Here is a 26,974-nt window from a genome sequence, read left to right as displayed (position 1 = left end):
ATACAAGCCTGTTGCGGCTGGAGATGGCTTCGAAAGCGAGGCGCAGCGCTAGCTAGGGCTGTTCCTGTTCGCGGCAGCCGGCCGGCCAGTTTCGCTCGTCGGTGAGGATCGCGCGCACCGTGTCGAATCGTCGCGCCCAACTGACCAGATCGGCCAGCTGCATCAGCGTCTCTCCGCGTTGGATTCGAACGAGCCGGTCATAGGTGAGGCCAGGCGGAAACGAGTTCTCGCTCTCGGCTGCGTTCTCGCGCGTGACGAAATCTTCGAGACTGAGTCCCAGAGCAAGCACCCCCTCACGGACAGCATTGGCAACAGCATGCTGCAGCTGCGCAGCCAGGAACCTCGGGTCCGTCTCCTGTATCCCCGGTGCGGAGCGAACGGGTGAAGACGATCTTCCGAACTCTCTGCGCACCGCCACAAACTCTCTTGGTTCAAACTTAAACCCTCCGGGCGCCGCCTGTTTCACCATTCGATCAGGCTATCAAAACACCCTGTCTGGAAAGACTTTGATTTTGAAAAGTGGTAAGAAACCCTGCCATTAGTACATTTTTTACGTATTTGCTAGTGAGATTCCCCGTTTGGAGCCGCTAACTACGGAAATCTCTGCGCATAGAGCAAATATGGAATCATCCCTCGATACGCTCTTCGTCCACCCCATCAGCATGTCCCGGCCACAGGGGCACGCCCAACCCAAACTCGAGTTTGGCGAGGGTCACAATGTCCGGCCAAGACAGGCCATTAAGCACGGCGGCGATAGTCGCCCGGTCGACTCCAGTGACTCTGGCGACTTCCCGAATGCTGCGGCTATCGATGGCGCTGCGCAGGTTCAGAACGAATTGCCGCGCTACCTCGGCGACCGGGTCGCCGCTCCGCATCGTCGGCCAGTCGACACACAGCTCGTGTGGGGCGACACGAGCTGGGCGCGGACTCATGTTCAGAGCCTATCCGCAGCCATCGGGGCCTTCTCGGATTCGTCCGTGTCGGAGGTAGCTGGTCTACTCTCTGGCTGTAGCTACAGCCAGATGAACGAGGGGGTGCGCGCAGTCATGACCAACTACAAGCCACAGCGCAGCCACCCCGAATGGACGCGCATTGAAGCGTTCGTGAAGGACGCTTGTTCCCTCGCCGCTCCAAAGACCACGTACACGGCGTCTTTGCTCCTCACCGTCACCAGCGCGTTCGCGCTGTGGTGTGTCGCCGACCAAGGCTGGCCGTTGCAGGCCGACGTCATTTTCAGCCGACAAGCCATCGACATGTACTGCAGCCAGGAGAACCCCGACCGTTCTGAGGGCACGCGCCGTAACTACCGAGCGATTCTGATGCGCGTCTCCGAGGTCGTCGCTCCCGAGGAACACCCCGATGCCATGACACCGTTGTCCAGAAAGCGCATCGCCGAGCCCTACTCGAACGAGGAGATGGACGAGTTCTCGCTGTGGGCGGTTGGGCAGAACAGTACGGAGAAGCGCCGGCGCGCCATGCTCATGTTGGCTTTCTGCGCGGGAGCAGGACTCAAGTCGAGCGATGTCAGCACCATATATCCCGACGATGTCGTCGTTGACAATCTCGGTATCACCATCACCGTCGGTGGCACCAACCCGCGACTTGTCCCCCTCGAGGGCCAGTGGGAGACGTGGATGATCGCGATTCTTGCGCAGGTGCCTCGTGACATCCCCATCTGGGGCAAGCCGAACCGCACCCTCGACGGCAAGCTCCTATCCAGCTTCACCCAATACACAGTGGGCCAAAGGCCCCGGGGCGACCGGCTGCGGGCCACCTGGAGTGTCGACCACCTCCGCGCCGGCACCCGAATCAAAGAACTGATGCGGGCCCTGGGCGTCGACAAGTTCGAGAGCCTCCCCCGCTACCTCGAGTTCGTCGACGCGCTCGACGACGACTGCTATCGCACTGAGCTCCGCGGGGAGGTCCGCCCGTGAGCGCTATCTCCGACGCCGCGCTGCTGGAACAGCGGATGCAGTCCACATTCGGTATGACCCGCCACGAGTACAAGCGTGAGCGGGCGCGGGGTCCTGTGTCCCGCGCCTACCTGAACAACGCAATCCGCATTGTCGACAACTCCGGAGTGGTACTGAAGCTTCTTGAATGGCGACAGATGCGGCTGAAATCGAACGCCGGCGTCAAGCCCACCATCCCCTTCCGGGCAGTCCTGGTCCTCTTTCTTCTTCACATTCAACTCGGCTTCGGCATCAACTACCATCGCATCGCCGAGACCCTGGACGTCCACTTCGGCGCCGAGGAATTCGCTCTCCTCGGTATCCAGGACCGGTTGGGTGACCATGAAGACTGGTATCAGCGCCTCTGGCGCTCAGCGAACCGCATGATGAAGCTCATCGACCCGCATCCGGCCCCTCGGAACAAGCGACTGAAGCCGAAACCCTTTGCCAAACTGCTAGCCAAGCAGTCGACGCCGAAAGCCCTGCAGAAGTCCGAACGCAATCTGGCGCGCCTCGACTGGCTCTGCGAACAGCTTCTCCACACGAGCGTACGGATGCTCCCCGCGGACGTCTGGGCTCAGTACCACGGCAATATCGCCGCAGACGCCACCCTCATCCCGGGCACCGGGAGGCCCAACCCGACAGACAAGGGCATGCGGCGAGGGAACGCCGACCCGTACTCCGGACGGTATCGCCGTGAAGGCAAGCACGATGGATTGGGCGCAAAGACGGACCAACCGGGCTACGAACTCGAAATCAGCGTCATGGTCTGGGACAAGCCGGGCCAGAACACAGTCTTCCCCTCCCTGATCACCGCCGTCGGTTTCCATCGGCCGGGTGAAATCATCGGCTCAGGGGTCAAGCTTCTGGACTCGCACCAGCGACTGGGATTCACGAGCGGCCTCGTCATCGTCGACCGGGCCTATAACGGTGAGAAACCGCGCAACTTCCAGATTCCCGTGCGCAAGCGCGGCTGCGAACTCGTCATCGACTATAAGAGGACTGACCTGGGACTCCAGAATCAGTGGCGCGACCTCATCCTCGTGGACGGCAACTGGTATGTCACCTGGATGCCCCAGGACCTCATCGATGCCGCCAAGAACTACAACACCCGGGTGAACGACCCCCTTGACCCCAAGAATCCCAAACGACTGCTCGACAAGATGACATTCAAGGCCTACCTTGCCAGGCGCGACGCCTACCGGATGAAGCCGAAAGGCCGGCCCGATAAGGATGGATTCCAGCGCTTCATGTATCCGACCCCCGGCACGTACATGGCAATCGACCGCGCCAGCGGCAAGCGCGTCGCCCGGCCCGTGACACCAGCGACCATCACCATCCCGATGGACGCCGGCGCCCCGGCCGAACGGAATCAAGACCCGAGACTGGCCGTGAAGCACCTACAGAAGTTCGCCTTCAAGTCCCCTGAACACCGGAAGTACTTCGGCATGCGCAGCCTCGTCGAGTCAGCGAACAAGACACTGAAGTCGAAAAACTTCGAAGACCTCGCCAACGTCAGCAAACGCTCCGGCCGCGGGTTCGCTTTCAACTACCTCGCGGCGACCCTCGCAGCCGTGTCATCGAACCTGCGGAAGATATTCGACTTCCTCGTCAAGTCCACCGAACGTGACAGCGGCGAAAAACTCCGCCGAGAACGCCGACGCAAGGAAGCCACCGGAACACCACTGACCAAGCACAGCGCACTGCCGGCGCTCTCACCTCCGCAGTAGCCGACGCCACCACCAATTCCGAACGACAACACGACCATTGAACGCTTCAGCCTGCCCACAAGCAGGCTGATTGGCGTTTAACCCGCGAATTCCCGAGCGGCGAGCGGCCATACCGCTTCTGAATTCGCTCGGACTCTTTAAAAGAAGAAGGCCGGCTGAGCATTTCTGCTCAACCGGCCTGTTCACTTGGATTTCATGAAAACCATTCCTGGATTTCCTGAAACACCCCTTGTGCGCGAGGGGGGACTTGAACCCCCACGTCCTTTCGAACACTGGCACCTGAAGCCAGCGCGTCTGCCAATTCCGCCACTCGCGCGAACTTAGGAAGATTAGCACTTTCTGGAGGTTATGCGCCATTCGAGGTGGTGTGGCCCGGATTGCGACGGGTCGTGCGCTACCGATTGCTCGGCGATCCTAGTCTCGACAGGCTCGACCACCGGGGCCCGCTCGACCGCCGGGGCGACCCGACGTCCTGGTCGAAAGAAACCCGAATGCCGGGGCGGGACGGGCTCGACCCGTGGGCCCGGCCGAAGAAACGGGCGATGCAGCCTCCCTCCCGTAGGATGACAAGCCGTGCCCCCAATTGCCTGGCGGGCGAGTTAACAACTCAGGCAAGTAACATGCAGATAGCCGAAAGGATCGGATCGGGAGACCTGTGGGCATTCTGGACAACTTTGAAAAGGGCTTGGAGCGCGCCGTCAACGGTGCATTCGCCAAGACCTTCAGGTCGGGGCTGCAGCCCGTGGAGATTACCTCCGCACTGCGCCGCGAGCTCGACACGAAAGCAGCGGTCGTGTCCCGCGATCGCATTCTCGCGCCCAATCGCTTCGTCGTTCGGATGAGCCACGCGGACTACCAGCGCATGACCAACCTCGGCCCGACCCTCATCGACGAGCTCACCGAGCTGGTGCAGCAGCACGGCCGCGAGCAGCGCTACCAGTTCGCCGGCGGCGTCTCAATCGCCCTCTCCGACGACCGCGGGCTCAGCGAGGGCATGGTGCAGATCGACTCCAGCACGATCAAGGGCAGCGTCACCTGGACCCCGGTCGTCGACGTCAACGGCAAGCGCTACCCGCTCACCAAGTCCCACACCGTCATCGGCCGCGGCAGCGACGCCGACATCACCGTCGACGATACCGGCACCTCACGCCGCCACGTCGAGATCCTCTGGGACGGCTCCCGCGCCCAGGTGCGCGACCTTGGCTCCACCAATGGCTCCCAGCTCAACGGATCGCCGGTCAAGCAGGCCATCCTCGAACCCGACTCGGTCGTCACCATCGGCCGCACCCGGATCGTCTTCCGGGTCATCGCGCAGGCCGCCGCCGGGGACCCCGTCGCCGATCGCCGTCACGAATCGCCCCCCGACCGCCACGACATGGGCGGATTCTGGGGGCCCTCCGCATGAGCGTCAGCGAGCTTACCCTGCTTGTGCTGCGCCTCGGATTCCTGCTGCTCTTATGGCTGTTCATCTTCGGCATCGTCTACGCGTTGCGCAGCGACCTGTTCGGCCAGCGGGTGCGCAAGCAGCAGCCGGATGGCACGTCATCCGCCCCGCCGATCGCCTTCGCCGCCGCCGTGCCCACGCCCGTACCCGCCGCAACCCTGCCGCCGACCGCCTCCGCCGCGGCCCTGACCGAGCAGCTGACCGCCAGGTCGGCCGCCCCCCCGGCAGGTTCCGGCCCGGAACGGGCGACCGCCAGGAACGCCACTCGCCTGGTGATCACGTCCGGCCCGAAGTCTGGCACGGAGTTCCCGCTCACCTCCGACTCGGTCACGATCGGCCGGTCGGGCGACTCGAGCCTTGTCATCCGTGACGACTACACCTCGACCCACCACGCCCGGCTGATGCTCTGGAACGAAGAGTGGATGATCCAGGACCTGGACTCGACCAACGGCACCTTTCTGAACGGCTCGCGCCTCGCGGTTCCGACGCCGGTTCCCCTCAACACCCCCGTCAAGATTGGCGCAACCAGCTTCGAGCTTCGGCGGTAGCTGCATGGCGACAGTCAGTCACAGCGCGGCCGCGTCCCACGTTGGAAAGATTCGGTCCAACAACCAGGACTCCGGGTATTCGGGCCGCCAGCTGTTCATGGTCGCCGATGGGATGGGCGGGCACGCCGGCGGCGACGTCGCATCCGCGATCGCTACGAAGCGCATCATCGAGGCCGACCAGCCGTACCAAACCCCGCAGGACGCCGAATTCGCCCTGCAGGCTGCTCTCATCGCCGCGAACTCGCAGCTGGCCGAGACCGTGTTCGAGCACACCGAGCTGACCGGGATGGGCACCACGGTCAGCGCGCTCGTCGTGCTCGAGGGTGAGGTGGCGATCGCCCACATCGGCGACTCCCGCATCTACCTGCTCCGCGACGGCGAGCTCTCCCAAATCACCATCGACCACACCTTCGTTCAGCGCCTCGTCGATAGCGGCCGCATCACCGAGCAGGAGGCCATGGTCCATCCGCGCCGGTCCGTGCTCATGCGCGTGCTCGGCGATGTGGAGTCATCGCCGGAGATCGACACGTCGATTCTGGCCACCCTCCCCGGCGACCGCTGGCTGATCTGCTCCGACGGGCTGAGCGGCGTGGTCTCGAACAACGCCATCGCCACGGCCCTCTCCACCGACCTCGACGCCCAGGGCGTGGCGGACCGTCTGGTCAAGGAGAGCCTCGACGGCGGCGCGCCGGACAACGTCACCATCGTCGTCGTTGACATCGGTTCCCCCACCGAGCGGGTCGACGTTCCCACTGTGGTCGGCTCCGCCGCCGCGCCCCTCGCCTTCGGGGAGGAGCCGAGTCGCAGCCGCGCCCTGCGCATGTCCAGCCTGCGACTGCACCCGGTGCGGGAGACCCACTTCGAACCCGACTCGCAGGACTACCTCTCCGAGCTCATCGAAGAAGACGAGCGCCGCGCCCGCCGACGTAAGATCACCTGGCTGATGGGCATCATCCTGCTTGTCATCGCCATCGTCGGCGTTGCGGTGCTGGGCTACCAGTGGACCCAGACCCGCTACTTCGTCGGGGTCGAAGGCAGCAACGTGGCCATCTTCCAGGGGGTGCAGCAGGATCTCGGCCCGATCACGTTGTCGTCGGTCTACGAGGACACCAGCCTCAAGGTGTCCGCCCTGCGGGTGTTCGACCGACAGCAGGTGCAGCAAACTATCAGCGCGACCTCTCTGGAAGACGCGAAACTCATCGTCGAACGGCTCCATGATGCCACCCTCAAATAGCCGCGGCACGGCGACGGATGCCGGCCATCGCCCGCAGAGCGCGAAGCCGGGCCGCGTACGCCGCCTGCATCTCCCGCAGAAGCTGCGCAACCTCGAACTGTTCCTGCTGCTCATTGCCTGCGGCATCAACGCGGCCGCCGTCGTGCTCGTGCAGCTCGGCGCCCTCGGTCACATCGACACCACCCTCGTGTTGCTCGGTGCAGGCCTGTCGGTGCTGGTCCTGTGCATGCACGTGGTGCTGCGCTTGGTCGCCCGCGACGCCGACCCGTTCATCCTGCCGATCGCCTCCCTGCTTAACGGAATAGGCATCGCCATGATCTACCGCATTGACATCGCCAATGGGGACGCCGGTTGGGAGAGCGCCGCCGTTCGACAAACCGTGTGGAGCGCTCTGGCCATCGCCTGCGCGATCGCGGTGGTGCTGGTCATCCGCAACCACCGGGTGCTGTTCCGCTACACCTACGTCGCCGGCTTCATCGCCGTCGTCCTCCTGCTCCTCCCCCTCGTGCCGGGGCTCGGCCGGGAAGTCAGCGGCGCCCGGGTATGGATCGGGATCGGCTCGTTTGCCACCTTCCAGCCGGGTGAGATCGCCAAGATCGCCCTCGCCGTCTTTTTCGCCGGCTACCTCGTGCGCAACCGCGACAGCCTGTCGATGGTCGGCAAGCGGTTCCTCGGCATGCGTTTCCCGCGCCTGCGCGACCTTGGCCCCATCCTGGTGGTCTGGGCACTGTCGATGTCGGTCATCATCTTCCAGCGCGACCTCGGCACCGCGCTCCTCTACTTCGGGCTGTTCCTCGTCATGCTGTACCTCGCGACGGGTCGGCTCAGCTGGGTGCTCCTCGGCATGTCGCTGTTCCTCGGCGGCGCCATCATCGCCAGCCAGACCCTCGGATACGTCAACGGCCGGTTCACCAACTGGCTGGACGCCCTCAACCCGGACGTGTACGGGGCCAGCGGCGGCAGCTACCAGCTGGTGCAGGGCCTGTTCGGCCTCGCCAAGGGTGGCCTGATCGGAACCGGGTTGGGCCAGGGCCGTCCGGACATCACGCCGGTTCCGCAGAGCGACTACATCATTGCCAGCCTCGGTGAGGAACTCGGCCTGGCCGGCATTTTCGCTATCCTGGCGCTGTACCTGCTCTTCGTCGCCCGAGGTTTTCGGATCGGCTTCGCGGGCAACGACGATTTCGGCAAACTGCTCGGGGTGGGTCTCTCCTTCGTCGTCGCCCTCCAGTGCTTCATCGTCATCGGTGGCGTCACCCGGGTGATCCCCCTCACCGGGCTGACAACGCCGTTTCTCGCCGCGGGTGGTTCGTCGCTTGTGGCGAACTGGATCATCGCCGCCCTGCTGCTGCGCCTGTCCGACACCCTGCGCAACCAACCCAGGCTGGTGGTTTAGTGAATCGCGAACTCAAGCGCGTCAGCATCGTCGTGATGCTGATGTTCGTCGCCCTCCTCACGTCGACCACGATCATCCAGGTCTTCCAGGCGGACAGCCTCACCGCGGATGCCCGCAACACCCGAACGCTCTACGACGGCTATTCGGTCGAACGGGGTGCCATCCTCGTGGCCGGCAACCCGATCGCCCAGTCGATGCCGGTCGCCGACGACTACAAGTTCCAGCGCACCTACAGCAACGGGCCGCTGTATGCGCCGATCACCGGCTTCACGCCGATCAACGGCTCGCCGACCGGGCTGGAGCACGCACTCAACGGCGAGCTCAGCGGCACGTCCAACGCCCAGTTCTTCGACAAGATCAACTCGCTCATCACGGGGCAGAATGCGAAGGGCGCGTCGGTGGAGGTCACCATCGACCCGCTCGCGCAACAGGCCGCCTGGGATGCCCTCGGCAACCTCACCGGGTCCGTGATCGTGACCGAACCGAAGACCGGCCGCATCCTCGCCATGGTCTCCAAGCCCGGCTACGACCCGAACCTGCTGACCGTCCACGACAACCAGAAGGTCACCGACAGCTACGAGTCCTTGGTCAGCGACAAATCAAACCCTCTGATCAACAGGGCAACCAACGCGCTCAACCCACCCGGATCGGTCTTCAAGCTCGTCGTCGTGACAGCCGCACTCGAATCCGGCAAGTTCACCCCGGAGAGCACCTTCCCGAACCCTGGCACCTTTCAGCTGCCGGGGTCCAGCTCGATTGTGATCAACTCGGGCGGCGGAACCTGCGGCGGCGGCGACACCGTCACCATAGCCACCGCCCTGCGCCTGTCCTGCAACATCCCGATGGCCGAACTTGGACTCCAACTCGGCGACAAGGCCATCCGTGACACCGCCGAGAAGTTCGGCTTCAACACGGATTATTCGATTCCGTTGAATGTGTCCCAGAGTGCCTACCCGCTCGAACTAGACGACGCCCAGCTGGCCCTGTCGGCTTTCGGGCAGACCAGCGTGCGCGCCACTCCGCTGCAGATGGCCATGGTTTCGGCCACGATCGCCAACGGTGGCGTGGAAATGGCCCCGAATCTGATCGACCAGATTCTTGCGCCGAACCTGAGCCCGCTTCAGTCCTTTGAACCCCGCACCCTGAAACGTGTGATGAGCGCGGAAACGGCCGCGACGATCACCCAGATGATGGTCAATGGGGTCCGGGACGGTGCCGCCAGCAATGCAAGAATAGATGGGGTCAACGTGGCAGGTAAGACGGGCACGGCAGAGAATGCCGCCGACGATCCTTACACCTTGTGGTTTACCGGATTCGCCCCCGCGGAGGATCCGAAATATGCAATCTCCGTTCTCGTCGAGGATGGCGGGGGACTTGGCCAGACGGGGTACGGCAATCTCCTTGCCGCACCAATTGCAAAGCAGGTACTAGAGGCGGTGCTGAATAAATGAGACCCACAGCAGGGCTCACCTTCGGGGGACGATACGAACTGCAATCCCGGATCGCCATTGGCGGCATGGGGGAGGTATGGCAGTCCATCGACCTCGTGATCGGGCGCACCGTCGCGATCAAGATCCTCAAGGACGAATACCTCGGTGACCCGGGCTTCCTCGAGCGTTTCCGCGCCGAGGCCCGCCACGCCGCACTCGTCAACCATGAGGGAATCGCCAACGTCTTCGACTACGGAGAAGAAGACGGCAGTGCGTTCCTCGTCATGGAGCTGGTTCCGGGCGAGGCTTTGTCAACCATCCTCGAACGCGAGCATGTCCTGCCCACCGACAAGGTGCTCGACATCGTTGCCCAGACCGCCGCCGCGCTGCACGCCGCACACGCTGCCGGACTGGTGCACCGCGACATCAAGCCGGGCAATCTGCTCATCACGCCCGACGGCCGGGTCAAGATCACCGACTTCGGAATCGCCCGCATCGCCGACCAGGTTCCGCTCACCGCGACCGGCCAGGTCATGGGCACCGTGCAATACCTCTCGCCCGAACAGGCCAGCGGGCGCTCCGCCTCGCCCACCACCGACATCTACTCGCTCGGAATCGTCGCCTACGAGAGCCTCGCCGGCCGCCGTCCGTTCACGGGTGAGTCTCAGGTTGCCATCGCGATGGCCCAGATCAACGAGACCGCGCCTGACCTGCCCGAGACGGTGTCGGAGCCGGTGCGCAACCTCGTCATCTCCTGCCTGGCCAAGAACCCCGCCGACCGCCCCGCCTCGGCGGCGCACCTCTCCCGTGCCGCGGCGGCCTTGCGCCGCGGGGACATCGCCGCAGCGGCCGCGTCCGTGCCCGCGATCATGAACGGCGTCACGCCGACCGCCGCAACGATGCTCATGCCCGGCGCCGGCGCCATGGCCGCGACGACCGTGCTGCCCACCGGGACTCCGGCCACCCGCGCGTCGACCGCAGCAGCCGCCGCGGCGGCCAAAAAGCGCAGCCCGTGGACCTGGCCACTGATCGCACTGATCGCGCTGCTCGCTATCGTGCTCACCGGAACCCTGATCGCCCTCTTCAACCAGCAGGGCGCCACCCCGTCGGCTACCCCGTCGACATCCTCGACGCCGAAGGCGACGCCCAAGACGACCCCGACGCCGACGCCCACGCCCACGCCCACGCCGACCAGCAACACTGTCGAGGTGACCCTCGCGGACTATGTCCGTCTCACGAGCTCGGAGGCCCGCGACAAGTTGGCTGGGTTGGGCTTCGTCGCTGATGTGCAGACCGGCAACGCGTCTACCAAGCCCGAAGAGGTCGCGGACACCGTCTACTCGGTGAACCCGACCGGGCCTGTGCGCAAGGGCGAGAAGATCACGGTCAAGGTCTACGCGCCCGCCGTGACCCCGGATGCCCCCACCGTCGCTCCCACAGCGACCCCGGCCGCCACGGCACAGAACAAGCCCGTGACCGTGACCTGGACCGCGCAGTCCTGCCCCAGCGGCCAGACCCTGTCCGGCTACGAGGTCCTGGCTGAAGGGCAGGGCGCCGTCTCGCCCGCCGCCGTCGGAGCGGACGCCACCACGGCGACGGTGACCACCGGTCCGGCTTCCGGAACGTTCACGGTCAAGTTCCGGTACCTCTGTGGCGGGGCACCGTCGCCGTACTCCCCGTCGTCAACCGCCGTCACCGTCACCGCGGTGCCGTAATCGGTGCCGGGAGCGTTCCGGTAAAGTAGGGGAATCTGTGTCCGCGAACTGGGAGCAATGCTTTGACTGATGAAGGCCGTGTACTCGCAGGTCGATACCGCGTAGGCGCACTCATCGGACGTGGCGGAATGGCCGATGTCCACATCGGCACCGACTCCCGGCTCGGCCGTACGGTTGCCATCAAGCTGCTCAAGTCTTCGCTGGCCGCCGATCCTGCGTTTCGCACCCGCTTCCGCCAGGAAGCGCAGGCCGCCGCCAGGATGGCGCACCCGACCATCGTCCGCGTCTTCGACGCCGGCGAGGAGACCGTCGCCGATGCGAGCGGCAGCGAAACGCAGATCCCGTTCATCGTCATGGAATACGTCGACGGCCGCCTGCTCAAGGACATCATCCGAGAGGGTCCGCTCGTCTCGGCCGAGGCCGTGCGCATCATCGACGGTGTCCTGACCGCCCTCGAGTACTCCCACCGGGCCGGCGTGGTGCACCGCGACATCAAGCCGGGCAACATCATGATCACCAAAACCGGCCAGGTCAAGGTGATGGACTTCGGCATCGCCCGCGCCATCTCCGACTCGTCGACAACGGTCGCGCAGACGACCGCGATCCTCGGCACCGCCTCCTACTTTTCTCCTGAGCAGGCCAAGGGCGAGTCCGTGGATGCCCGCACCGACCTGTACTCCACCGGCGTCGTCCTGTTCGAGATGCTCGCCGGCCGCGCACCCTTCCGCGGCGACAGCCCCGTCGCCGTGGCCTACCAGCACGTGAGCGAGACCCCGGTCAAGCCCAGCTCGATCAACGCGAAGGTGTCCCCGGCCCTCGACACCGTCGTGCTCCACGCCCTGGCCAAGGACCGGTTCGCCCGATACCAGAGCGCGGTGGAGTTCCGAAACGACGTCGAGACGGCCGGCTCCGGCCAGATTCCGGTGCGCCGTACCCTCGACGATTCCGGGGCCGGCCTGTTCGGAGCGCCGCCTACGACCGCGTCCGGTTCCGAGCTCGCTCTCAAGCAGCTCTCCGAGGACGAGACCATGGTGCGCACCCAGCGCCGCCCCCCGGTGATCTGGGTGTGGGCCGGGATCCTGAGCGTGATCGTGATCGTCATCTCGGTGATGATCTGGGCGTTCAGCCTCACTCCGAGCAGCGACCTGCCAGACAACTCGCGCAAGGTGCCCTCGCTCACCGGCCAGACCTACGACAAGGCGCAGAACGAGCTGCTCGACCGCGATCTGGCGGCGACTATGGCCCAGGAGCCCAGCGCCACGGTCCCCAAGGACCGGGTCACCCGCACCGATCCGCCGGCAGGCACGATCGCCCAGCCGACCGACGTGATCAAGGTCTACGTGTCCACGGGAGCCCAGCCGGTCGAGGTCCCGGATGTCGCCAACACGCCGATCGCGGATGCCCAGGCGGCCATTACCGCCCTGGGCCTCGTCCCCGGCTCGGTCACCCAGGAGAACTCCGCCAGCATTGCGGCGAACCTGGTGCTCGGCACGGACCCGCCGGCGCTGAGCGCGGCGAAGACCGGCGTCACGGTCAACTTCACCGTGTCAAGCGGCCTCGTGACACTGCCGAATCTCGTCGGCCAGTCCCTGACCGCCGCCAGCGACCTACTCAATGGGGCCACCGTGCAGCTCCTGCCCATGCCCACCCCTGATGGAGGTTGCCCCCAGAAGCCCGGGTCCCCGATAACCAAGCAGTCGGTCCCGCCCGGTGACGTGGCACAGAAGTCCGAGGTCACGCTCACCTACTGCAGCGGCTGACCGTGCCTCGCCCCGCGTCGGCTGCTAGCTGAGCTTCAGCATGGGCGTGAGGCCCTTCGCGGTCTCTTTCGCCTCCGGTAGGCCGGCCAGCGCCAGCCAGTTGCCCAGCATCCGGTAACCGCCCTCGGTCAGCACCGATTCGGGATGGAACTGCACGCCAAGGATAGGGGCGGAGACGTGCCGGAGGCCCATGATCACGCCGCCCTGGGTGCGTGAAGACACGATCAGGTCGTCCGGAACGGTCGAGTCGACCACCGCAAGCGAGTGATACCGGGTGGCTGTGAATGGCTGCGGCACGCCCTCGTAGAGGGCACTGTCGTCGTGGGTGATCAGGCTCGTCTTGCCGTGCATGAGTTCATCGGCGTTCGTCACCGTGGCACCGAGGGCCTCCGCGATGGCTTGGTGGCCCAGGCAGACGCCGAACAGGGGCAGACCGGACTCCAGCGCTGCCCGCACGATCGGGACCGATACCCCGGCGTCAGCCGGCTTCCCCGGGCCGGGTGAAAGCAGCACACCGTCGTACTCGGCGATCCGGGAGGCGGCATCCGCGTCAGCGAAGGCGTCGTTACGCAGCACCACCGTCTCGGCGCCCAGTTCCATCAGGTACCCGTTGAGGGTGTAGACGAAACTGTCGTAGTTGTCGATGACGAGTATGCGGGTCATGGGGTTCCCACCGTGGCTTCCTGGTTGTTGACGATCGAGTCCACCCAGGGAAACACCCAGGTCGAGAGAATGAGGAGCAGGCCGGCCAGCAGGACGAGCAGGAGCAGGAGGCGAATCCAGACCGGGCCGGGGAGAATCCGCCAGAGCGCTGCGTACACGGTGTCCCCTAACCCTGCGCCTGGGCGGCGATGATGGTGGCGAGTGCGGCCGGAGCGCCGGCGGACGTGGGCTGCCAGGACTCGAACACGCCGTAGGCGATGATGCGCTCGGCCGTGGAATAGAACGGGTTGCAACTGGTCAGGGTGACGATGCGGTCCACCGCGGTCGCATCAGGGCGGTGCGGCACAGGGTCGAGAACCTCGACGGTGGCCGGGGAAACGTATTCGAGGTCGCGGAATCGGTAGGTGTAGAACCCGTCGCTGGTCTGCACATAGATAGGATCGCCGAGCTGTAACTCATGGATCAGGTGCATGCCGCCGCCGTTGGCACTGCGATGTGCGGCGACGGCGAAGTTGCCGACCTCACCGGGCATTTGAGTCCCCGGGTAGTGCCCGATTCCGAGCTGAGGACTATTGAGCACATCCAGCCCTACTCCCTCGGCGATCGACCGGTGGTAGTCGGCGCCGAAGCGCGGCACGTAGAGCACGGCGAAGGCATCCGTCGACCGCGGCGCTCCCGCTACCACCGGATCGCCGAAACCGGTCGGCTCCGGCGTTGGTAGGGCCGTGTGGCCCCTGGCGAGGCGATCCTGTTCGATCCAGTTCCGGCTGATCTCCGCGGCGGCGCTGGATTGCGACCCGGCCATGACGGCGTCGTTCCACCACAGCTGCCAGCCGAGGAACAGGAGCACGAGCACGCCCGCCGAGATGAGGAGTTCGCCGAGCACGCCCGCCGAGATGAGGAGTTCGCCGAGCACCCCGGCGACACTGATCCGGCCCCGCGGGCGGTGACGTCGGCGCCCGCGGCGGGTCTCTTCCGCGGCGGGCTGATCGTCTCGGTCGGACATGGTCTCGATTCTAATCGGCGCAGGGCAGCACGTTGACGAGTCGACTGCGAGCGGGAACAGGCATTCAGGCTAGAATCGCAGGCATGGCACGCACGAATCCCCGCACCAAGCCCGCCCGTACCGAGGTCGTTCGCTCTGGCGAGGAAGCTCCGAATGCCGTCTGGTTCAAACCGGTCATGTTCGGCTTCATGCTGATCGGCCTCGCCTGGATCATCGTTTTCTACGTGAGTCAGGGCACCCTTCCGGTCGCCTCGCTCGGTTCGTGGAACATCCTGGTCGGCTTCGGGATCGCCTTCATCGGCTTCCTGATGACGACCCGTTGGCGCTGACCACCCCCATTCAGGCGAGACAATTACACCCGTGTAATTATCCCCATGTGGAAACAGCTGTGGATAACTTCAAAGCCGGAACCTAGGCCAGGAACTTGGCGAAGCTGAGGGCCACCAGGAGCGCTCCGAAGGCGACGATCAAACCGGTCTGCAGCCGCTGATCCCTGATCCGCCGGGTCTGCACGTAGATCAGGCCGATGACCGCGCCGCCGATCAAACCGCCCACGTGGGCCTGCCATGCGATGCCCAACCCGGGGATGAAGCCGATCACGAGGTTGATGCCGACCAGGACCAGCAGCTGGGTCGAATTGCCGCCCAGCCGGCGCTGGATGACGAGGAACGCCCCCATCAAACCGAAGATGGCCCCGGATGCACCGACGACCGGTACGCCGGGGTCGGCCAGGAAGAGCACACCCAGGGACCCGGCCAGGCCGCTGAGAATGTAGAGCGCGAAGTACCGACCCCGGCCGAGCATTCCTTCGAGGATCTGTCCGAAGATCCACAGGGTGTACATGTTGAGTGCCACGTGCAGGATCGAGCCGTGCACGAGGGCGGTTGTCAGCATCCGCCACGGCTCGAAATTGGCCGGGTAGGAATAGGCGCCGGCGTAGAGCAGGAGGCCGGTGATGCTGCCGCCGAGGAGGAACTGCACCACGTAAACGGCGAATGTGACACCGATGATGCCGTAGGTGACGGTTGGGCTGCCCGCGCCCCCGAGCCGGGTCAACAAGGCCGGTTTGGTCCGGGGCGCGTTCCTGCGCTGCTCCTTCATGCACTCGGGGCAGATCACGCCGACCGCGGCCTGGGTCTGGCAATCGGGGCAGATGGTGCGGCCGCAGCGTTGGCAGAGCACGAAGCTCTGCCTGCCCGGATGCCGGTAGCAGGAATTCGCGGCGGCACCGGGCAGGTCACTCATGGCTGATGGTGCCTAGACCTGCTCGACGGTGACGCTCTCGATGACGACCTCGATGAGGGGACGGTCACGACCGTCGGTGGCAACCGTGGCCAGCTTTTCGACGATGGAGCGGGAGGCTTCGTCTTCGACTGCGCCGAAGATGGTGTGCTTGCCCTGGAGCCAGGTGGTCGGCACGACGGTGATGAAGAACTGCGAACCATTGGTGCCGTGGCCACCCTGGAGGCCGGCGTTCGCCATGGCGAGCACGTAGGGCTGGGTGAAGTCGAGGTCGGGGCTGATCTCATCGTCGAACTGGTAGCCCGGTCCGCCGGTGCCCTGGCCGAGCGGGTCGCCGGCCTGGATCATGAAGTCCTTGATGATGCGGTGGAAGACGGTTCCGTCATAGAGGGGGGCCTTCGAAACCTGACCGGTGGCGGGGTGCTTCCACTCGATCTCGCCGGTCGCGAGACCGACGAAGTTCTTGACGGTCTTCGGCGCGTGATTGCCGAAGAGGTTGACCTTGATCGGCCCGAGGGTGGTATTGAGCGTGGCGACGGCAGTGTGCTTTGACATGGATCCAATTCTTGCACAGCAGGATTGACTCAATCTGACTGCCCAACAGGGGATACCCAGAGCCCTCACAGTCGATTGCGTGGCAAGATGGAGGGAGTTAGCCACATGACATCGATGGAGGGTCCAGATGAGCCTGTCACGCAAGCGCCGCAAGGAACTAACACAGCTGCGCAAGAGCGCGGACGAATTGTGGAACCACCAACAGGAAGTTCTTGAGCGCGCGAACGCGATTGCGCGCGAGGCTGGCCGGCAGGCCGGGGTCCTCACCCGTGAGGAAGTTGTTCCCCGGGTTCGCGAGAGCTACGAGAACATTCTCCGACCGAGCGTGCAGGCCACGCAGGACCTGGCCGAGGGCGTGCGACACCAGGTCGTCGATAAGGTCCTCCCGGGCCTCGGCACCGCGATCGGCACCGTGATGAGCGTCGGCGACGTCGCTCGCGACGCACGTGTGCGCGCTGCGATCAACCGGGTGCGGTTCCAGAAGCCTGTCGTGATCGAGAAGAAGGGCCTCGGCGCCGGCAGCTACATCGCGATCGGAGTGGGACTCGCAGCCGCTCTCGGAGTCGCCTACGCCGTCTGGCAGACGTTCCGTGCCGACGACGAGCTCTGGGTGGCTGAAGACGAGCCTGCAGCCGCTGCCTCCGTCGAGGATTAGTCCTCCGATTTCCCAGGGAAGGGCCCGCATCCATTGGATGCGGGCCCTTCCCTGTGCCCCCAAGCCACCCGGCCCGCGAGTCTGCACCGGTAGTCGACCCCGCACGGCTGGTCGAGCTTGTCGAGACCCCCGTGAAAATAAGGCACTGCGGAACACGACACGGATCCACGGGACGGCTGGGCGTGGTCTCGACAGGCGGCACGACCACCGTCACCGCAACCCGGTCGATCCCCCGGCCACCCGGGCCCTCATTCGACTCCTGAAGCCCGCGCATGGATCCAGGTCATGCTTGCAGGGCGTTGTACCGGTGCGTCGGCCCGGAACAGGGCCACAATCCGCACACAGCGCCTGAGAACCTCTGGAGACCCGGGGGCATAACGCGTTCGACCCGCGGGTTTCCCCACAGGAAAAACTCCCCTTCCCACAACGAGGAGACGGTCGTTCTTTTTTGTGGAGCCACGGGGAATCGAACCCCGGACCTCCTGCTTGCAAAGCAGGCGCTCTACCAATTGAGCTATGGCCCCGCATGATCACGGGGACGTGTGGGTTGCAGTACTACCTGTTCCGCAGCACTACGTGTCTTGCAGTAATACGTGGGGATACCGGGATTTGAACCTGGGACCTCTTCGTTATCAGCGAAGCGCTCTAACCAACTGAGCTATATCCCCCTATTGGGCAGATTTGAGACTACCGGATCCGGCCGGTTTCTCCCAATCGGGCCGAGAATCAGCCCCATTGGGAGAGGTCGACGCTAGTTGTTCGTGAAGCCGACGAGCAAACCGCCGGTGATCTTGACGCTCAGGTTATACAGCACGGCATAAACGGCGCCGAGTGCCGTAATGACGACGGTGTTCAGGATGGCTACGACGACGGCGAAGCCCATGACGTTGCCGATCGACAGGATGCTGGCCAGGTCCGCGGACGAGCCGGCGATGTCCGCGTACAGGGCGTCGACCTTCTCGAAGATCCCGGTTCCGTTCAGCACGGTGAAGACCAGGAAGGTCGCAACGATTGTCACGATCCCCAGGCACAGCGCGATCAGGAACGACAGCTTCACGGCCGACCAGAAGTCGATGTACACCAGTTTGAGGCGCACCTGCTTACCCACGCTGGGCCTCCGGCCTGATTTCTTGGCGAGCTTTTCTGCAACACTACTCATTTACGGGTTCTTCCTCTCCCGAATCGCCGCTCGGTTCAGCCGCAATGATCTCGGCAACCAGGTTGCGTTCGGTGTTCTTCGCTATGGCAATGATCCGGTCTTCATCCGCAAACTTAGCGAAGACGACGCCCATCGTGTCCCGTCCCTTGGCAGGGACTTCGGCGACGTCAGAGCGTACCACCTTGCCGCTGGCAAGAACCACAAGGACCTCGTCCTCCTCATCGACGATGAGGGAGCCGACCAGGTCGCCTCGGTCGTCGTTCAGCTTGGCAACCTTGATGCCCAACCCGCCGCGGTTCTGCAGGCGGTACTGGTCGGCGGCGGTCCGTTTTGCATAGCCACCCTCGGTAACGACGAACACATACCCATCGTCCGAGACAACAGATGCGTCGAGCAGCTTGTCCTCGCCGCGGAAGTGCATCCCGATCACACCGGAGGTGCTCCGGCCCATCGGGCGCAGCGCTTCGTCCGACGCCGTGAACCGGATGGACATGCCCTTGCGAGAGACGAGCAGCAGGTCGGAGTCCTCTTCGACGAGCAGTGCGGAGACGAGTTCGTCGCCCTCGCGGAGTTTGATCGCAATGATCCCGCCCGTGCGGTTCGTGTCGTATTCACTCAGCGCGGTCTTCTTGATCAGGCCGTCCCTGGTGGCAAGGGTGAGGTACTGGGCAACCCCGTAGTCGCGGATGTCGAGGATCTGTGCGATCTCCTCGCCAGGCTGGAGTGCGAGCAGGTTGGCGACATGCTGGCCCTTCGCGTCGCGGCCTGACTCCTGCGCCTCATACGCCTTGGCCCGGTAGACCCGGCCCGTGTTCGTGAAGAACAACAACCAGTGGTGCGTGGTGGTGACGAAGAAATGCTCGACCACGTCATCGGCGCGCAACTGCGCGCCCTTGACACCCTTGCCGCCGCGGTGCTGGTTGCGGTAGTTGTCGCTGCGGGTGCGCTTGATGTAGCCGCCGCGGGTGACGGTGACCACCATTTCCTCTTCGGGGATGAGGTCTTCGACCGACATATCACCGTCGAAGCCGAACATGATCTCGGTGCGCCGCACATCGCCGAACTTGTCGGTGATCTCGGTCAGTTCCTCGCTGATGATCGTGCGCTGGCGCTGCGGACTGGCCAGGATCGACTTGAATTCGACGATCTGCAGTTCGAGTTCGGCGGCCTGGTCGATGATCTTCTGACGCTCAAGGGCGGCGAGGCGGCGCAGTTGCATGGTCAGAATCGCATCGGCCTGGAGCTTGTCCACGTCGAGCAGGTCCATCAACCCCGTGCGGGCGTCGTCGACCGTCGGGGAGCGACGGATGAGGGCGATCACCTCGTCGAGGGCGTCGAGGGCCTTGAGATAACCGCGGAGGATGTGCGCGTCCGCTTCGGCCTTGTTCAGGCGGAATTGGGTGCGCCGAACGATGACGTCGACCTGGTGGGCGACCCACGCGGCGATGAAACCGTCGAGGGACAGCGTGCGCGGCACGCCGTCGACGATCGCGAGCATGTTCGCGCCGAAGTTCTCCTGCAGCGGGGTGTGCTTGTAGAGGTTGTTGAGAACGACCTTTGCGACCGCGTCGCGCTTGAGCACGATCACGAGACGCTGGCCGGTGCGGCCGGACGTCTCGTCGCGAATGTCGGCGATCCCGGCGATCTTGCCGTCCTTGACCAGGTCGGCGATCTTGATCGCGAGATTGTCGGGGTTGACCTGGTACGGCAGTTCGGTGATCACAAGGCAGGTGCGGCCCTGGAGTTCCTCGATGCTCACGACGGCGCGCATGGTAATGGAGCCGCGGCCGGTGCGGTAGGCATCCTGGATGCCCTTGATACCGAGGATCTGCGCGCCGGTCGGGAAGTCCGGTCCCTTGATGCGCAGGATAAGCGCTTCGAGAAGCTCGTCCCGGGTCGCGTCTGGGTTCTGGAGGTACCAGAGGGCGCCCGCGGCCACCTCGCGCAGGTTGTGCGGCGGAATATTGGTGGCCATGCCGACGGCGATGCCGACCGACCCGTTCACCAGCAGGTTCGGGAACCGGGCGGGCAACACTGTCGGTTCGAGCGTGCGTCCGTCGTAGTTATCCTGGAAGTCGACGGTGTCTTCGTCGATGTCGCGGACCATCTCGAGGGCCAGCGGGGCCATCTTCGTTTCGGTGTATCGCGGGGCGGCGGCGCCGTCGTTACCGGGGGAACCGAAGTTTCCCTGGCCGAGGGCGAGCGGGTACCGGAGGCTCCACGGCTGCACGAGGCGCACGAGCGCGTCGTAGATCGAGGAGTCACCGTGCGGGTGGAATTGACCCATCACGTCGCCGACTACACGGGCGCACTTGGAGAATGCCTTGTCGGGGCGGTAACCGCCGTCGAACATGGCGTAGATGACTCTGCGGTGCACCGGTTTCATGCCGTCACGCACGTCGGGCAGGGCGCGCCCGACGATGACGCTCATCGCGTAGTCGAGGTAGGAGCGCTGCATCTCCAGCTGGAGATCGACCTGGTCGATCCGGCCGTGCTGCACGAGGTGCTTGGCCGCGGCCTCGGCATCCGCCGCTGTGACCAGACTGTCGCCACCGCTGGCCGCGGAGGTATCGCCGCCGGGGGTGCCGTCGCTGGTGGTGTCGTCAGATGTCAAGGAAACGCACGTCCTTCGCGTTCTTTTGGATGAAGTTTCGGCGGGACTCGACGTCCTCGCCCATCAGGGTGGAGAAGATCTCGTCGGCGGCGGCCGCGTCGTCGAGGGTGACCTGCAGCAGTGTGCGGGACTCAGGGGCCATCGTGGTTTCCCACAGTTCCTTGTAGTCCATCTCGCCGAGGCCCTTGTAACGCTGGATGCCGTTGTCCTTCGGGATCCGTTTGCCGGCGGCAGCACCGTCGGCGAGCAGGGCGTCGCGTTCCTTGTCGGAATACACGTACTCGTGCGCCGAGTTCGCCCATTTGAGGCGGTAAAGCGGCGGCTGGGCGAGATAGACGTAGCCGAGGTCGATCAGCGGTCGCATGTACCGGAACAACAGGGTCAGCAGCAGGGTCGTGATGTGCTGGCCGTCGACGTCGGCGTCGGCCATCAAGACGATCTTGTGATACCTGACCTTGTCCGGGTTGAATTCCTCGCCGATGCCGGCGCCGAACGCGGTGATCATCGCCTGCACCTCGTTGTTGCCGAGGGCGCGGTCCAGTCGAGCCTTCTCAACGTTGAGGATCTTCCCTCGCAGCGGAAGGATCGCCTGAGTCTCCGGGTTGCGGCCCTGCACGGCGGAGCCGCCGGCCGAGTCACCCTCGACGATGAAGATCTCGGAGATCGACGGGTCCTTGCTCTGGCAGTCCTTGAGCTTGCCCGGCATCCCGCCACCCTCGAGGAGACCCTTGCGGCGTGCGGTTTCTCGCGCCTTGCGCGCGGCCATCCGGGCGTTCGAGGCCTGCAGTGCCTTACGGATGATTTCGCGCGCCGGGTTCGGGTTGCGGTTGAACCAATCGGAGAGCTGATCGTTGGCGACCTTCTGCACGAACGACTTCGCCTCGGTGTTGCCGAGTTTGGTCTTCGTCTGGCCCTCGAACTGCGGCTCGGCGAGCTTGATCGACACGACCGCAGTCAGGCCCTCGCGCACGTCGTCGCCGGTGAGGTTGTCATCCTTCTCCTTCAGGATGCCCTTTTCCCTGGCGTATTTGTTGACCAGGGTGGTCAGCGCCGCGCGGAAGCCCTCTTCGTGGGTTCCGCCCTCGTGCGTGTTGATCGTGTTCGCGTAGGTGTGCACGCTTTCGGTGTAGGCCGTGGTCCACTGCATGGCCACTTCGAGCGCCATCTTGCGTTCGTGGTCTTCCCACTCGAACGAGATGATGTCCTCGTTGACCAGGTCTGCCCTCTTCGCACGGTTCAGGTATTCGACGTAGTCGACGAGACCCTTCTCGTACATGAAGGTCTTGTGGATCGGGTTGCCCTCTTCGTCGAGGTGCTCCGGCCGCTCGTCGGTGAGCGTCAGGCTCAGACCCTTATTAAGGAATGCCATCTGCTGGAACCTGGCCCGCAGGGTCTCGAAATCGAACTCGATCGTCTCGAAGGTTTCCGCGCTCGGCCAGAAGGTGATCGTGGTGCCGGTCTCATCCGATGCCTCATCCATGGTGAGGGGGGCATCCGGCGCACCGTCATGGAAGCGCTGGCGCCACACGTGGCCCTGTCGGCGAACCTCGACGTCCAGGCGAGAAGACAACGCGTTGACGACCGAGCTGCCGACGCCATGCAGGCCGCCGGAGACGGAATAACCACCACCGCCGAACTTTCCGCCCGCGTGTAGAACGGTCAGCACGACCTCGACGGTCGAGCGGCCCTCCGCCTTGTGGATGTCAACCGGAATGCCACGGCCGTTGTCGGCGACGCGAACGGCGCCATCCGCCAGGATCTTGATGCCAATGGTGTCGCAATGCCCGGCAAGAGCCTCATCGACCGAGTTGTCGACAATCTCGTAGACGAGATGATGAAGTCCCCGCGGTCCCGTCGACCCGATGTACATACCGGGTCGTTTTCGAACGGCTTCAAGTCCTTCGAGAACCTGGATATCGTCGGCACCGTATCCGTGCTCCGGCTCGATCTGTGGTTCAACTGACACTGTAATGGGGCTCCTGACCGTCGCGCGGGCGACCCTTTAGCTTACCAAACGGGTGCACGGACCCGGGCCAAAATCGGCGATCTGACGCGTTTTATTCCCGGGGTGACCAGATTTGTCTCCCTAGCCGTAGGTATCGCGCGGACCGCGCCCTGGGATTGATCTGGGACCCTTTTTCCACGAGGGGGCGTTGGGTCCCTGAAAACGGATCGATTGAATGCCCGCGTCCGGGTACCTCACCGAGATGTGCGTCATGATGTCAACCCGCATCATCCGAAGCTGAGTGGCCCAGGCCGTCGACTCGCATTTAACGGTGAGGACGCCGTCCTCGATGCCCGCCGGAGTGGAGTGCTTCGACGTTTCCTCACCGGCGAGTTCAATCCACGAGTCAAGCAGCTCGGACTGGGCCAGCGGGGAATTCCAGCCAAGCTGCAGGGTCAGCGAGTTGATGGTGTCGCCGATGCCGCGCGGGTCGCGACCCGCTCCGAACGGAACACTGGACCCGGTTTCATCCCTCGGGCGCCGCCTGGCGCGCACCCGCTTAGCGTTCGGGTCGCCGAACACGTCCTTGAAGTGCAGGTAGACCATGGATGCCTCCCTCGGCTCAGCCACCGACGACCGCCCCCGCGTTGATGTGGATCGTGTGCGCGGTGAGTTCCTCCGGAACATCCTCGAACACGGCCGCAGTGATCAGCACCTGCTGGAATCCGGTGACTGCCGCGGCCAGTCGTCTCCTTCTGGATAGGTCGAGTTCGGCGAAGACGTCGTCGAGGATGAGCACCGGGTCACCGCTGGCGGAATCCCGGCGGAGCAGCTCGGCCGAGGCGAGTTTGAGGGCGAGGGCGAACGACCAGGATTCCCCGTGACTGGCATACCCCTTCGCGGGGAGCTGGTTGAGCATGAAGACCAGGTCGTCTCGGTGCGGCCCGACCAAAGTCATTCCGCGGTCGAGTTCCTTGCGCCGCAGGCCGGCCAGTGCGGTCCGGAACAGGTCGGTCGTCGACGCAGACCCGGTGGTCGAGCTTGTCGAGACTCCGGCACCAATGGTGGTCTCGACAGGCACGACCACCGCACGCTGCTCGAACGAAGCGGCATTCTCCTCGTCCGCTCCCATGATGCTGAGCGAACTGAGCAGGCTCGGTCCGTGGTCTTCCCCGGCAACGGCCTGATAGGCAGTGCGGAGCGGTTCGCCGAGTTGTCGCACGAGTTCGACCCGCTCGTCGATGATCTCGGAGCCCAGTTCGACGAGCCGGTCGTCCCAGATTTCCAGTGTGCCCAGTTGGGTGGTGCGCAGACCTGACGCGCGGGCCGACTTCAGCAGGGTGTTGCGCTGGCGCAGAACCCGGTCGTAGTCGGCGAGGACCCCGGCTAGCCGGGGGGTGCGCAGCACGAGGAGCTGATCAAGGAAGCGACGCCGACCGGACGGGTCGCCACGCACCAGCGCCAGGTCTTCGGGGGCGAACAGAACGCTCGAGAAATACCGGGGCAGGTCACGAGTCTTGATCACCGAACGATTCACCTGGGCCCGGTTCAGTCCGGTGCGGTTGATCTGAACCTCGGTGAGCAGGTCGCGCCCGTTATATTCGAGTCTGGCCCGGATGATCCCGGCATCCTGGCCGGCCCTGATCATCGCCGATGTGGTCGACACCCGGTGCGAGCTGAGTGTACTGAGAAACCCAAGAGCCTCAACCAGGTTGGTCTTCCCCTGGCCGTTGCGCCCGACGATGAGGTTCGGCCCCGGTTCAAAGGGAACCTCGACCGCCGCATAGTTGCGAAAATCGGTGAGGGAGAGGTGAGTGACCCGCACTCGAGTCAGTCGGCCTTTTTGACGGCGTGGCCACCGAACTGGTTGCGTAGCGCCGCGACTGCCTTCATGGCCGGCGAGTCTTCCTGGCGGGAAACGAATCGTGCGAAGATCGCCGCACTGATCGTCGGGACTGGAACGGCGTTGTTGACGGCTTCCTCGATGGTCCAACGGCCCTCCCCTGAATCCTCGACGAAGCCCTCGATCGCACCCAGGTCGGGATCCTCGTCCAATGCCTTGACCAGCAGCTCGAGCAGCCAGGACCGCACCACTGTTCCACGTTGCCAGGCCTTGAAGATCCCGGGGACATCAGTGATCAGGTCGTCCCGTTTTTCGAGCAGTTCATAACCCTCGGCGTAGGACTGCATGAGCGCATATTCGATGCCGTTGTGCACCATTTTCGCGTAGTGCCCCGCCCCGACCTCGCCGGCGTGCACGAAGCCTTCTTCGCGCGGCCCTTCCGGGCGCAACGCGTCGAACACGGGCATAGCCCGCTCCACCTGGTCGGCGTAGCCGCCCACCATCAGCCCGAAACCGTTGTGTAGACCCCACACCCCACCGGATACCCCGGCATCGATGTAATTCACCCCGGTTTGCGCGAGCAACGCTGCGTGGGTGAAATCATCGGTGAAACGGGAGTTGCCGCCGTCGATGACAAGATCGCCGCGCTCGAGTAGATCGGAGAGTTCCGTGATCACCGCGGTTGTGATCGCGCCGGCCGGAACCATCACCCAGACCAGGCGCGGAGAGGGCAGTACCGCAACGAGCTCGGCCGTCGAGGCGACATCCGTCAGCGCCGGGTTGCGGTCGTATCCGGTCACGTCGATTCCGCCCGCCCGGAGGCGGTCGCGCATGTTCGCGCCCATTTTGCCGAGGCCGATGATCCCGATGTGCATGGTCTGTCTTCCGATCAGCGCAGCAGCAGGTTGGGCTGAAGCAGGTACTTGTAACTATCGGCGCCCGGCTGGTCCCGCGATGTCTGGCTCGTGACCAGCACGGGGCCGGGCTTGTTGGGGTTCTCGGTCTTCGTGAACGAGATACGCACGAACTCGGAGTGCACGGCACCGAGTCCGTCGAGCAGGAACTGAGGCTTGAGCGAGACGACAGTGTCGGTTCCGGAGAGGATCGCGTCAATCGTTTCCGACGCCTGCGCCTGCTCGGACCCGATCGCTTCGAGGGTGAGACCGTCAGCGGTGAAGGTGAAGCGTAGTGCTGCCTCACGCTCGAGGACTAGCTGCACCCGGCGGGTCGCTTCGACCAACTCGGCCGTGTTCATCACTGCGTAGTTGTCGACGTTCTCGGGGAAAAGCCTTCGAACGGGCGGGTAGTTGCCCTTGATCAGGAGGCTGGTCACGGTTTTTTTGTCGGCTGTGAACGCGATCAGTTCGCGGTCGTCTGTGTTCGTGATGGCCACCGAGATGGTGCCGCTGTGGCCGAAGGTTTTGCCGACCTCCTGCAGTGTGCGGGCAGGAACAAGAGCGGTGATGGTGTCAGTGGCGGTAGTCGTACCTGGGTCCCAATCGATCTCGCGCACGGCGACACGGTAACGGTCGGTCGCGACGAGGCTGAGGTTGTTCTCGGTGATCTGAAGTTGGACCCCCGTGATGACCGGGGTGACATCGTCCCGCGACGCAGCGACGGCCACCTGGGCAACGGCGGCAGCGAATTCTTCTGCCGGCACGAGTCCGGACTGGGCGCTGACCTGCGGGATGCTTGGGTATTCCTCAACCGGCATGGACAGCAGGGTGAAGCTGGCCGAGCCGCAACTGACCGTGATCCGGGACTCATTTGTCGAGAATCGCACGGGGGCGTTGGGCATCCGGCTGGCGATCTCGGCCAGGAGTCGACCGGAGACCAGCACCTTGCCGATTTCCTCGACATCTGCGGCGATCTCGGTTTGCGCCGACACCTCATAGTCAAACGACGAGAGGATGAGGCCGGTCGCCGTCGCTTCGATCAGCACACCGCTCAGAATGGGCAGCGTGGTGCGCTGGGGAAGGAGCTTCACAGCGAAGGAGACGGCTTCGCTGAAGACGTCTCGGTTGGCCTGAAATCTCACGAAGTCACTCCTGTCGCTGGGAGACCTGGATACGGCCTCAATGCT

At 64.4% G+C, this 26,974-nt stretch carries 25 protein-coding genes and 3 tRNA genes; 11 read left to right on the top strand and 17 right to left on the bottom strand.

Annotation, left to right across the window (positions count from 1 at the left end; translation table 11 throughout):
* Nucleotides 1-52 precede the first annotated feature (52 nt).
* Both E3O19_RS17245 and E3O19_RS18900 read right to left on the bottom strand, forming a co-directional pair.
* Nucleotides 53-469, bottom strand: a complete 417-nt coding sequence (locus E3O19_RS17245; RefSeq protein ID WP_134569505.1) for a hypothetical protein — start codon at nucleotides 467-469, stop codon at nucleotides 53-55.
* A gap of 157 nt (nucleotides 470-626) precedes the next feature.
* Complete coding sequence (locus E3O19_RS18900) at nucleotides 627-875, bottom strand: helix-turn-helix domain-containing protein (RefSeq protein ID WP_134569521.1); 249 nt, start codon at nucleotides 873-875, stop codon at nucleotides 627-629.
* 171 nt (nucleotides 876-1,046) lie between these two features.
* Here E3O19_RS18900 and E3O19_RS17235 point away from each other — a divergent pair, with 171 nt between their 5' ends.
* Both E3O19_RS17235 and E3O19_RS17230 read left to right on the top strand, forming a co-directional pair.
* Nucleotides 1,047-1,934, top strand: coding sequence for a site-specific integrase (locus E3O19_RS17235; RefSeq protein ID WP_134569504.1), 888 nt, complete (start codon nucleotides 1,047-1,049; stop codon nucleotides 1,932-1,934).
* Nucleotides 1,931-3,682 carry a hypothetical protein gene (locus tag E3O19_RS17230; RefSeq protein WP_134569503.1) on the top strand — a complete coding sequence of 584 codons (1,752 nt, stop codon included), beginning with the start codon at nucleotides 1,931-1,933 and terminating at the stop codon, nucleotides 3,680-3,682. The genes E3O19_RS17235 and E3O19_RS17230 overlap by 4 nt, the downstream gene beginning before the upstream one ends.
* A 232-nt stretch (nucleotides 3,683-3,914) precedes the next feature.
* On the opposite strand, the gene E3O19_RS17225 is transcribed toward E3O19_RS17230, so the two are convergent.
* Nucleotides 3,915-3,998: transfer RNA gene (locus E3O19_RS17225), tRNA-Leu, on the bottom strand.
* A 339-nt stretch (nucleotides 3,999-4,337) separates the two neighbouring features.
* On the opposite strand from E3O19_RS17225, the gene E3O19_RS17220 reads away from it, so the two are divergent.
* The 7 genes from E3O19_RS17220 (at nucleotide 4,338) to pknB (ending at nucleotide 13,209) form a co-directional block, all read left to right on the top strand.
* A complete protein-coding gene (locus tag E3O19_RS17220; protein ID WP_134569502.1) occupies nucleotides 4,338-5,087 on the top strand; it encodes an FhaA domain-containing protein in 750 nt (249 codons plus the stop codon).
* Entirely contained in the window at nucleotides 5,084-5,674 is a 591-nt protein-coding gene (locus E3O19_RS17215) for an FHA domain-containing protein FhaB/FipA (RefSeq protein ID WP_134569501.1), read from the top strand. The genes E3O19_RS17220 and E3O19_RS17215 overlap by 4 nt, the downstream gene beginning before the upstream one ends.
* 4 nt (nucleotides 5,675-5,678) lie before the next feature.
* Nucleotides 5,679-6,908, top strand: coding sequence for a PP2C family protein-serine/threonine phosphatase (locus E3O19_RS17210; RefSeq protein ID WP_134569500.1), 1,230 nt, complete (start codon nucleotides 5,679-5,681; stop codon nucleotides 6,906-6,908).
* The gene (locus tag E3O19_RS17205; protein WP_134569520.1) at nucleotides 6,892-8,304 is read left to right on the top strand and encodes an FtsW/RodA/SpoVE family cell cycle protein; all 1,413 of its coding nucleotides are present in this window, start codon (nucleotides 6,892-6,894) and stop codon (nucleotides 8,302-8,304) included. The genes E3O19_RS17210 and E3O19_RS17205 overlap by 17 nt, the downstream gene beginning before the upstream one ends.
* On the top strand, nucleotides 8,304-9,755 hold the full coding sequence (locus tag E3O19_RS17200; protein WP_134569499.1) for a peptidoglycan D,D-transpeptidase FtsI family protein: 1,452 nt from the start codon (nucleotides 8,304-8,306) through the stop codon (nucleotides 9,753-9,755). The genes E3O19_RS17205 and E3O19_RS17200 overlap by 1 nt, the downstream gene beginning before the upstream one ends.
* Complete coding sequence (locus tag E3O19_RS17195) at nucleotides 9,752-11,449, top strand: serine/threonine-protein kinase (protein WP_134569498.1); 1,698 nt, start codon at nucleotides 9,752-9,754, stop codon at nucleotides 11,447-11,449. The genes E3O19_RS17200 and E3O19_RS17195 overlap by 4 nt, the downstream gene beginning before the upstream one ends.
* Before the next feature lie 128 nt (nucleotides 11,450-11,577).
* Complete coding sequence (gene pknB / locus E3O19_RS17190) at nucleotides 11,578-13,209, top strand: Stk1 family PASTA domain-containing Ser/Thr kinase (protein WP_241981462.1); 1,632 nt, start codon at nucleotides 11,578-11,580, stop codon at nucleotides 13,207-13,209.
* A 24-nt stretch (nucleotides 13,210-13,233) separates the two neighbouring features.
* On the opposite strand, the gene E3O19_RS17185 is transcribed toward pknB, so the two are convergent.
* Genes E3O19_RS17185 through E3O19_RS17180 form a run of 3 tightly spaced genes read right to left on the bottom strand, consistent with a single transcriptional unit; the run spans nucleotide 13,234 to nucleotide 14,878 of the window.
* On the bottom strand, nucleotides 13,234-13,872 hold the full coding sequence (locus E3O19_RS17185) for an anthranilate synthase component II (RefSeq protein ID WP_134569496.1): 639 nt from the start codon (nucleotides 13,870-13,872) through the stop codon (nucleotides 13,234-13,236).
* The gene (locus E3O19_RS17910; protein WP_166804610.1) at nucleotides 13,869-14,030 is read right to left on the bottom strand and encodes a hypothetical protein; all 162 of its coding nucleotides are present in this window, start codon (nucleotides 14,028-14,030) and stop codon (nucleotides 13,869-13,871) included. The genes E3O19_RS17185 and E3O19_RS17910 overlap by 4 nt, the downstream gene beginning before the upstream one ends.
* An 8-nt stretch (nucleotides 14,031-14,038) precedes the next feature.
* A complete protein-coding gene (locus tag E3O19_RS17180; protein ID WP_134569495.1) occupies nucleotides 14,039-14,878 on the bottom strand; it encodes a class E sortase in 840 nt (279 codons plus the stop codon).
* 83 nt (nucleotides 14,879-14,961) lie between these two features.
* Between E3O19_RS17180 and E3O19_RS17175 the strand changes: the two genes are divergently transcribed.
* The gene (locus E3O19_RS17175) at nucleotides 14,962-15,207 is read left to right on the top strand and encodes a cell division protein CrgA (RefSeq protein WP_134569494.1); all 246 of its coding nucleotides are present in this window, start codon (nucleotides 14,962-14,964) and stop codon (nucleotides 15,205-15,207) included.
* Nucleotides 15,208-15,289: 82 nt separating this feature from the next.
* Here the strand turns inward: E3O19_RS17175 and E3O19_RS17170 are convergent, their stop codons facing one another.
* Nucleotides 15,290-16,123 carry a rhomboid family intramembrane serine protease gene (locus tag E3O19_RS17170; protein WP_134569493.1) on the bottom strand — a complete coding sequence of 278 codons (834 nt, stop codon included), beginning with the start codon at nucleotides 16,121-16,123 and terminating at the stop codon, nucleotides 15,290-15,292.
* 12 nt (nucleotides 16,124-16,135) lie between these two features.
* Nucleotides 16,136-16,675, bottom strand: a complete 540-nt coding sequence (locus E3O19_RS17165; protein ID WP_134569492.1) for a peptidylprolyl isomerase — start codon at nucleotides 16,673-16,675, stop codon at nucleotides 16,136-16,138.
* 127 nt (nucleotides 16,676-16,802) lie between these two features.
* Here E3O19_RS17165 and E3O19_RS17160 point away from each other — a divergent pair, with 127 nt between their 5' ends.
* Nucleotides 16,803-17,330 (top strand): hypothetical protein, encoded by a 528-nt coding sequence (locus E3O19_RS17160; RefSeq protein WP_134569491.1) that lies wholly within the window; start codon nucleotides 16,803-16,805, stop codon nucleotides 17,328-17,330.
* A gap of 451 nt (nucleotides 17,331-17,781) precedes the next feature.
* Here the strand turns inward: E3O19_RS17160 and E3O19_RS17155 are convergent.
* The 9 genes from E3O19_RS17155 to dnaN all read right to left on the bottom strand — a co-directional run bounded on the left by E3O19_RS17155 (nucleotide 17,782) and on the right by dnaN (nucleotide 26,929).
* Nucleotides 17,782-17,854 (bottom strand) — tRNA-Ala (locus E3O19_RS17155).
* Nucleotides 17,855-17,924: 70 nt separating this feature from the next.
* Nucleotides 17,925-17,998: transfer RNA gene (locus E3O19_RS17150), tRNA-Ile, on the bottom strand.
* Between the two features lie 83 nt (nucleotides 17,999-18,081).
* Nucleotides 18,082-18,489 carry a DUF3566 domain-containing protein gene (locus tag E3O19_RS17145; protein ID WP_134569490.1) on the bottom strand — a complete coding sequence of 136 codons (408 nt, stop codon included), beginning with the start codon at nucleotides 18,487-18,489 and terminating at the stop codon, nucleotides 18,082-18,084.
* Nucleotides 18,482-21,031, bottom strand: a complete 2,550-nt coding sequence (gyrA, locus tag E3O19_RS17140) for a DNA gyrase subunit A (protein ID WP_241981468.1) — start codon at nucleotides 21,029-21,031, stop codon at nucleotides 18,482-18,484. Before gyrA ends, E3O19_RS17145 begins: the two co-directional genes overlap by 8 nt.
* Nucleotides 21,032-21,092: 61 nt before the next feature.
* Nucleotides 21,093-23,069, bottom strand: a complete 1,977-nt coding sequence (gene gyrB / locus E3O19_RS17135) for a DNA topoisomerase (ATP-hydrolyzing) subunit B (RefSeq protein ID WP_134569488.1) — start codon at nucleotides 23,067-23,069, stop codon at nucleotides 21,093-21,095.
* A 120-nt stretch (nucleotides 23,070-23,189) separates the two neighbouring features.
* The gene (locus E3O19_RS17130) at nucleotides 23,190-23,654 is read right to left on the bottom strand and encodes a DciA family protein (protein ID WP_134569487.1); all 465 of its coding nucleotides are present in this window, start codon (nucleotides 23,652-23,654) and stop codon (nucleotides 23,190-23,192) included.
* Nucleotides 23,655-23,670: 16 nt separating this feature from the next.
* The gene (gene recF / locus E3O19_RS17125) at nucleotides 23,671-24,873 is read right to left on the bottom strand and encodes a DNA replication/repair protein RecF (RefSeq protein ID WP_134569486.1); all 1,203 of its coding nucleotides are present in this window, start codon (nucleotides 24,871-24,873) and stop codon (nucleotides 23,671-23,673) included.
* 5 nt (nucleotides 24,874-24,878) lie between these two features.
* Nucleotides 24,879-25,766, bottom strand: a complete 888-nt coding sequence (gene gnd / locus E3O19_RS17120) for a phosphogluconate dehydrogenase (NAD(+)-dependent, decarboxylating) (RefSeq protein WP_134569485.1) — start codon at nucleotides 25,764-25,766, stop codon at nucleotides 24,879-24,881.
* A 14-nt stretch (nucleotides 25,767-25,780) separates the two neighbouring features.
* Complete coding sequence (gene dnaN / locus E3O19_RS17115; protein WP_134569484.1) at nucleotides 25,781-26,929, bottom strand: DNA polymerase III subunit beta; 1,149 nt, start codon at nucleotides 26,927-26,929, stop codon at nucleotides 25,781-25,783.
* Nucleotides 26,930-26,974: the final 45 nt, after the last annotated feature.

It is taken from the genome of Cryobacterium algoritolerans, from assembly GCF_004402785.1.
Classification (GTDB): Bacteria; Actinomycetota; Actinomycetes; order Actinomycetales; family Microbacteriaceae; genus Cryobacterium; species Cryobacterium algoritolerans.
This window is presented reverse-complemented; position numbering and strand designations above follow the sequence as displayed.